Source organism: Devosia sp., assembly GCF_017307565.1.
Lineage (GTDB): Bacteria > Pseudomonadota > Alphaproteobacteria > Rhizobiales > Devosiaceae > Devosia.
Window position 1 is genome coordinate 1 of sequence record NZ_JAFKHD010000488.1, and the last position, 6,979, is coordinate 6,979.

Annotated in this window: 6 protein-coding genes and 1 pseudogene; 3 read left to right on the forward strand and 4 right to left on the reverse strand. The window is 61.9% G+C overall.

Annotated elements, in window-relative coordinates; genetic code table 11:
- The 4 genes from J0I64_RS21305 to erpA all read right to left on the reverse strand — a co-directional run.
- Positions 1 to 750: ScpA family protein (locus tag J0I64_RS21305; protein ID WP_291412074.1), on the reverse strand; the 750-nt coding region annotated here is incomplete at its 3' end.
- A 79-nt stretch (positions 751 to 829) separates the two neighbouring features.
- Positions 830 to 1,609: an exodeoxyribonuclease III gene (xth, locus tag J0I64_RS21310; protein WP_291412084.1), complete on the reverse strand. Its 780-nt coding sequence runs from the start codon at positions 1,607 to 1,609 to the stop codon at positions 830 to 832.
- A 20-nt stretch (positions 1,610 to 1,629) separates the two neighbouring features.
- Entirely contained in the window at positions 1,630 to 2,730 is a 1,101-nt protein-coding gene (locus J0I64_RS21315) for a serine hydrolase (RefSeq protein WP_291412076.1), read from the reverse strand.
- 31 nt (positions 2,731 to 2,761) lie between these two features.
- Complete coding sequence (gene erpA, locus J0I64_RS21320; RefSeq protein WP_291412079.1) at positions 2,762 to 3,115, reverse strand: iron-sulfur cluster insertion protein ErpA; 354 nt, start codon at positions 3,113 to 3,115, stop codon at positions 2,762 to 2,764.
- 44 nt (positions 3,116 to 3,159) lie between these two features.
- Here erpA and J0I64_RS21325 point away from each other — a divergent pair, with 44 nt between their 5' ends.
- From J0I64_RS21325 to J0I64_RS21335, 3 genes and pseudogenes are all read left to right on the forward strand, one after another.
- Entirely contained in the window at positions 3,160 to 4,395 is a 1,236-nt protein-coding gene (locus J0I64_RS21325) for a deoxyguanosinetriphosphate triphosphohydrolase (RefSeq protein WP_291412086.1), read from the forward strand.
- A 30-nt stretch (positions 4,396 to 4,425) separates the two neighbouring features.
- Complete coding sequence (gene argS, locus J0I64_RS21330) at positions 4,426 to 6,171, forward strand: arginine--tRNA ligase (protein ID WP_291412081.1); 1,746 nt, start codon at positions 4,426 to 4,428, stop codon at positions 6,169 to 6,171.
- Positions 6,172 to 6,246: 75 nt separating this feature from the next.
- Positions 6,247 to 6,979, forward strand: a pseudogene (locus tag J0I64_RS21335) (hypothetical protein); the annotation flags it as partial.

Sequence of the window (6,979 nt, forward strand, 5' to 3'; positions counted from 1 at the left end):
GGGGCCGAAAGTCTCGGTCTGGCGCACTTCGATTTCGCCCTGGCGCACCAGTTCCAGACTGGAGGCAAAGGTGGAGGCGCGGACCGTGGAGCGTTCATCGGGCCGTGACAGGTATTGTTCGAGATAGGTGTCCATCGACACCCATTCGGAGCTGTCCCCGATCAGTCTTTGCAGGATGTCCCGTGCCTCCTGCAGGGACCAGACGGTACGAACGAATGGGCGGTACTCCGTGACGGAACCACGTTCGCGCTGCGCCGAGTAGGCTTTCAGCAACTCGTAGTAGCTCGCCTCCCAAATAGATTTCCGCGCAATCTCCAGCGGCTCCGGCGCGCCGCGCGAGTAGATCTGGAGGCCAAGCCGCGGGCGTCCTAGGAGACGACTGGCAGCAAGTCGCATGGCTTCGAGCCGCTTCAACCGGAACTGCAGCATGGCCGCCAGCATCTCGCCTGAAGGTTCGTCGTCGTCGGGCGCCTGCGGCACCATGAGGCGGCTCTTGAGATAGGCGAGCCAGGCGGCCATCACGAGATAGTCGGCCGCCACCTCGATGCGCCGCTCGCGCACCTTGTCGATGAAGGAGAGGTACTGTTCTGCGAGCGCAAGAATGGAGATCGCCGCAAGGTCGACCTTTTGGCGGCGCGCCAGATCCAGCAACAGATCGAGCGGACCTTCATAGCCGTTCACATCGACGTGCAGAGTCTCCGCCGGAGTCGGCGTTTCAGCGTCGAGCCAATCGGTCGGCGAACCATTCATGCGGAAAACCGGCAGACAGAATTCATGCCGCATCCTTGGCGGCACGAAGTCGAGGCGTCAAGCGACCGAAGATCAGGCGCTAGAAGCTGAAGACACCTTCCACCGGAACATGATCGCTCGGCTTGTCCCAGCCGCGAACATCCTTGTGAACGGTGACATCGTCCAGCCGATCCGTCGCCTGCGGAGACAGCATCAGGTGGTCGATGCGGATACCGGCATTGCGACGCCAGGCGCCGGCCTGGAAGTCCCAGAAGGTAAAGGCCTGCTCGCCGGTGATCGCGCGCAGCGCATCGGTCATGCCTAGGTTACGCAAAGTACGGAACCGCTCGAGACTTTCCGGACGATAGAGCGCGTCGCCCCACCATGCGTCGGGGTCGTGAGCGTCGATGGGCGCGGGGATGAGGTTGAAATCGCCCATGAGGACGAACGGCTCTTCCAGAGCCAGACGGCCAGCAACAAAAGTGTTGAGGCGATCCATCCAGCGCAGCTTGTAGGGGAATTTCTCGGTGTCGACCGGGTTTCCGTTCGGCAGGTAGATGTTGCAGACGCGGACAACGCCGCCTTCGACCGAAAAGACGCCTTCGATCAATCGCGACTGCTCATCCGCGTCGTCGCCCGGCAGGCCACGATGCACCTCATCGAATGGCAGCTTTGAAAGCAGCGCCACACCGTTCCAACTCTTCTGGCCGTGGGTCACGACATTGTAGCCGAGCGCCTCGATCTCGGCGGTCGGAAAGCCCTCGTCGACGGTCTTGATTTCCTGTAGCCCGACGATGTCGGGCTTTTCTTCCTCAAGCCAGCGGACCAGCAGTTCGAGCCTGGCCTTGATGCCGTTGATATTCCAGGTGGCAATGCGCAAGGCCATGGCTCTCTCCGGCGTTAGTTGAGGTCGGCATAAACGGCGCGAATGAGGTCCTTGGGGTAGCGCCCCGTACACCCTTCGAGCGCCGTATTGCTCATGGACACTATCGTAATGGCATTGGCGGGATCGACAAGCCAGGAATGGCCATAAACCCCACCCCAATTGACCGTGCCCGCGGCAGAAGGCGACTCGGCCGCCGCAGGATCATCGATCACCGCGCCGAAATAGCCGAAGCGCTGGCCCTGGTCCTTACGATAGAGGTCGCCAATACGATTGGAGAATCCAAGCGCGACTGTCTCGGGCTTCAGCGCAGCGCCGCCGCCCGTGCGCAGGGCCTCAAGGAACTTTGCGATATCCTCCGCCGTGCCAGCCATGCCGGCGCCGCCCGACTGGAAGGCCTTATCGCTAAAGATGCGCGAGGGAGAAAACACTACCGAACCACCATCGTCGCCCTCGACCGATTGCGGATCGGCCATGGCCGTTGGAGGCGTGCCATCGGCATAGGGTTTTGCGAGGCGCGCACGATCGGCGACGAAAAAGCCGGTCTCGCTCATGCCCAGAGGGCCCGTCAGATGCGTCTGCACCGCATCCTGCAGCGAGCCGCCTACGACAGTCGCAAGAACGGCGCCGAGTACGTCGATGGCCACCGAATAGTTCCAACCCGTCCCCGGAGCGAAAAGCAGTGGCGCCGCCGCGACCAGCGAGAAGTTGGCCCTGAAATCCTTGTCCGATGGTCCAAGGCCGGTCGAAATCGTCGGATCGGCATAGCCATAGGCAAGGCCGGCGGTGTGGGTCAGCAGATGATGGATAGTGATCGCTGCCAGCGAACCGTCTTCGAGCCTTGGCGCGAAATAGTCGAGGTGGTCGGAAACGAGATCGCCAAGGCTCAAAAGCCCCTTGTCGATCATGGCCAGGGCGGTCGCCGCGACGACAGGCTTGGTGACCGAAGCGAGCCGGTAGATGGCATTCTCGATCATCGGCGCGCCGGCCTCGCGATCGAAATGACCTGCGGTGCGCCGCAGGACCAGATTGCCATGACGATAGACAATAACCTCTGCCCCGACGATTTTGTTGCCGGACACAGCCTCATCCATGACCGCGTTGACGCGCGCGCCCATGTTCCCCTCCAGAAATGTTCTTGAAATAGTCTTAGACGGCGAAACTCGTGCCACAACCGCAGGACGCGATGGCGTTCGGGTTCTTGATCTGGAACGACTGGCCGATCAAATCGTCGACATAGTCGATTTCCGCGCCACCCATGAATTCCAGGCTCAGCGAATCGATGAGCACTGTGGCATCACCCTTCTGCAAAACGAGGTCATCCTCGTTCGCCGTCTCCTGCACGAGATTGTACTCGTACTGAAAACCCGAACAGCCGCCACCAGCGACCGAAATGCGCAGGACGGTTCCAGTCGGCTCTTTCGAGAGAATTCGCGACACGCGCTTGGCGGCGCGATCCGACAGGGTCACGGCGGGAGATTCGGCAAGGGCGGCTGCGGTCATTGAAGTGTCCGATACGGTCGTAATGTCATAACACTGGCCTTAAGATAGGCGCATGTGGCGCCAATGCAAAGGCCTGGAACGAGAAGATGAGCGAAACAGCCTCCTACGCCAGCAAGCCGGAAGACTCTCTCGGGCGCCTTTACGGCACCGGTCCCAGCCCGACTCGTTCGGAATTCCAGCGCGATCGCGACCGCATCATTCACTCGACCGCGTTCCGTCGCTTGCAGCACAAGACGCAGGTTTTTCTGCATCACGAGGGCCGGCATTTTCGCAATCGGCTGACTCATACGCTTGAAGTCAGCCAGATCGCGCGCTCGATCGCGCGGGCCCTGCAGCTCAACGAGGACCTGGCAGAAGCCGTCGCGCTCAGCCATGACCTCGGCCACACCCCGTTCGGTCATGCGGGCGAGCGCGCACTGCACCGCGCCATGGCGCCCTTTGGCGGGTTCGACCACAATGTTCAGGCGCTCCGCGTCGTGACGCGGCTCGAAAATCGCTATGCCGAGCACGACGGGCTGAACCTGACCTGGGAAACGCTCGAAGGCATTTTGAAGCACAACGGCCCCCTGCTCTACCCCGACGGCCGCCCCTATGGCCGCTATGCGGAAGAGGGCCTGCCGGCCGGCATCGAAGACATTCCGGCCGTGGCCGACCTTCGGCTCTCAAGCCATGCGAGCCTCGAGGCACAGGTCGCCGCAATCGCCGACGACATTGCCTACAATGCCCACGACATTGACGACGCGCTGCGCGCCGGCCTCGTGCAACTGTCCGATTTCGAAGACGCGCCGATGGCGGGACCGATCGTGCTTGAGGTGGAGGGACTTTATCCCAAGGTCGATGCAAAGCGGCAGACACATGAAGTGCAGCGCCGGATGATCACCCGCGCCATCGAGGATGTTATCTCCCATAGCGCCCGACTCATCTCGGACGCCGGCATCACAAGCGCAGAGGACGTGCGTCAGGCCGGCAAAACCCTGATCGCCTTTTCCCCAGCGACGGCCGAGGCAGAGAAGGGCCTCAAACAGGTTCTTTATAAGCGCGTCTATCGCGACGAGGCCGTCATGCGCCCAGTGCGGGAGAGCGAAGCGGTCGTGGAGCGCCTTTTTACGGCCTATATGGAGCGTGGCGACATGCCAGGACGCTGGGGTGAAGCGGCGCTACAGACGGTGGATCAAAATGCCCGGGCCCGCATCGTTGCGGACTTCATTGCGGGCATGACTGACCCATATGCTCTTGACGAACATCAGCGCTTGTTTGACGCTCGCCCGGAATTCCGCTAACCGCCTGCCAGCATTTCCAGCGGGTTTGTCATGGATATCTTTGCACTTTTCACCACCCGGGTCACCGAGGCCCTGCTTGCCGATCACCCTGAACTGGGCGCCGATCTGCTGTCGCGCGTGGTGGTGGAGCCGCCGCGAGACCCTGCACATGGCGATCTCTCGACCAATGCCGCCATGGTCGTGGCCAAGCCGCTCGGCCGCAATCCGCGTGAGGTTGCTGCTGCGCTGGTTGAGCGCTTCAAGGCCGATGCCGACGTTACCTCCATTGAGGTTGCCGGCCCCGGCTTCATCAATTTCCGTCTCGCAACGCCGATCCTGCACAAGGTGCTGAAGGCCGTTGGCGAGCAGAAGGAAGCCTTTGGCAAATCCGACATGGGCAAGGGCGAGCGGGTGAACGTCGAGTATGTCTCGGCCAACCCCACCGGCCCCATGCACGTCGGGCACACGCGGGGTGCCGTCTTCGGCGACGCCCTCGCTTCGCTCATGGCCTATTCCGGCTATGACGTAACGCGCGAATATTACATCAACGACGCGGGCGGGCAGATCACCATTCTCGCCCAGTCGACCCTGCTGCGCTATCGCGAAGCCCTAGGCGAAACGATCGAAATTCCACCCGGCCTCTATCCGGGCGACTATCTCGTGCCTGTCGGGCAGGCGCTCAAGGCCGAGTTCGGCGATAGCCTGCTCTCGAAGCCGGAAAGCGAAGTCCTGCCCATCGTCAAGGATCGCGTTCTTGCGGCAATGATGGAGCTCATCAAGGCCGACCTCGCGCAGCTCAACATCCACCATGACGTGTTCTTCTCGGAGCGTACCCTCCACGGCCAGGGCGGCGATATCCAGACAACGCTCGATTGGCTGCGCGAACAGGGCATGGTCTATGAAGGCCGTCTTGATGCGCCGAAGGGCAAGACGCCGGAAGACTGGGAAGACCGCGAGCAGACCCTGTTCCGCGCCAAGGACTATGGCGACGACACCGATCGCGCGCTGATCAAGTCCGATGGCAGCTACACCTATTTCGCCGCCGACATTGCCTATCACCGCAACAAATATCTCCGCGGCTTCAACCACATGGTCAACGTGCTCGGCGCCGACCACTCGGGTTATGTGAAACGTCTACAGGCGGCCGTGAAAGCCGTGTCGCATGGCAAAGCCGACATCGACGTACGGATCTGCCAGCTCGTGCGCCTGCTCAAGAACGGCGAACCGTTCAAGATGTCGAAGCGCTCCGGCGATCTCGTCCTCCTTTCCGATGTCGTCGAGGAAGTGGGCGCCGACGCCACGCGCTTCATGCTGCTCTTCCGCCGCAACGACGCCTCGATGGATTTCGACTTCGCCGTCGTCAAAGAGCAAACACGCGACAACCCGGTCTTCTATGTGCAGTACGCCTACGCGCGCGCTTACTCGGTCTTCCGCAAAGCTGCGCTCGAAGTGCCGGGACTGGATTTCAGCGCCGCTGCCCTTGCCGATGCGGAAGTTGAACTGCTGACCTCGGCCGCCGACCTGGAACTGATCCGGCTCCTCGCGGCTTGGCCTCGGACGGTGTCTGCAGCTGCAGTTGCGCACGAGCCGCATCGTATTGCATTCTATGTCCACGACCTCGCAGCGGCCTTCCATGGCTTCTGGGCGAAGGGCAACGATGATCACTCGTTACGATTTGTTAACGCAGCCGATCCAAAGCTCACTTTGGCTCGACTCGCGCTTGTGGATGCCGTGCGCCAGGTAATTCGCAATGGCCTTGGGATTCTGGGCGTTTCAGCCCCCGAAGAGCTTTCATAATTCGGGCGCATTAGTGTGAAAACTCGCGGCAAATTCCCTTTGGAAGGGTTTGCAGCAATCTAGGGGCGCTGGCCGATGACGACAGCGAAACCGAAACATATGGCAGGACAGACCGATAGCGCGGACGACCTGATCGCGGAACTGGCAAGGCTCATGGCCGCGGATGCTCAGGGCGACAAAGCCAAGAGCGAACCGGCAGTGGCGGTCCGAATTCCGGGCGGCGACGTTCCTCCCGCGCCTGTCCAGCCCAAAGCTGCAGAAGCGCCCGCCCGGCCGGTTCGAATTCCGGGCGGTGATGCTCAGGCACCCGATTCTTTCGCGTTCGACATTGACCGCAAGCCGCGGCAGCAGGCCCCCGAGCCCGCGGCTCCGCAGCAACGAATCGAGCCAACCGCCTTCGTGCCGGCTTTTGGCGCACCAGAACCTGCCCATAGAGAGGCTCCTGTTATCCCGCAGATAGCGGAGCGGGTAGCGCCTGCCCAGCCGGCGGCTGTGCCGAGCGCGCCGGTCGCGCCCGTGGCCATTGCGCCTCAGGAAGTGCCAGCGCCGAGCCCGGTCTTTACCCCCACCGAACCGGTCGTTCCGCCGCCCGCAATGCCGGCGCTTGATCAGGATAGTCTTGCGGACCTGATCGCCGCGGAGCTTGCCGTTTCAGATATCGCGCCAGTCAGTGAACCCGAGCATCCCGCGTCCATCGAAGAGCTGGATGTAACCGAAGAAGTGACTGGTGCGAATTTTCCGCGCGAAGTCGATTCGTTCGGCGTACCGCCCGTCTTTGGACTGGGTTCGGGTGCGGTGAGCAGGCCGG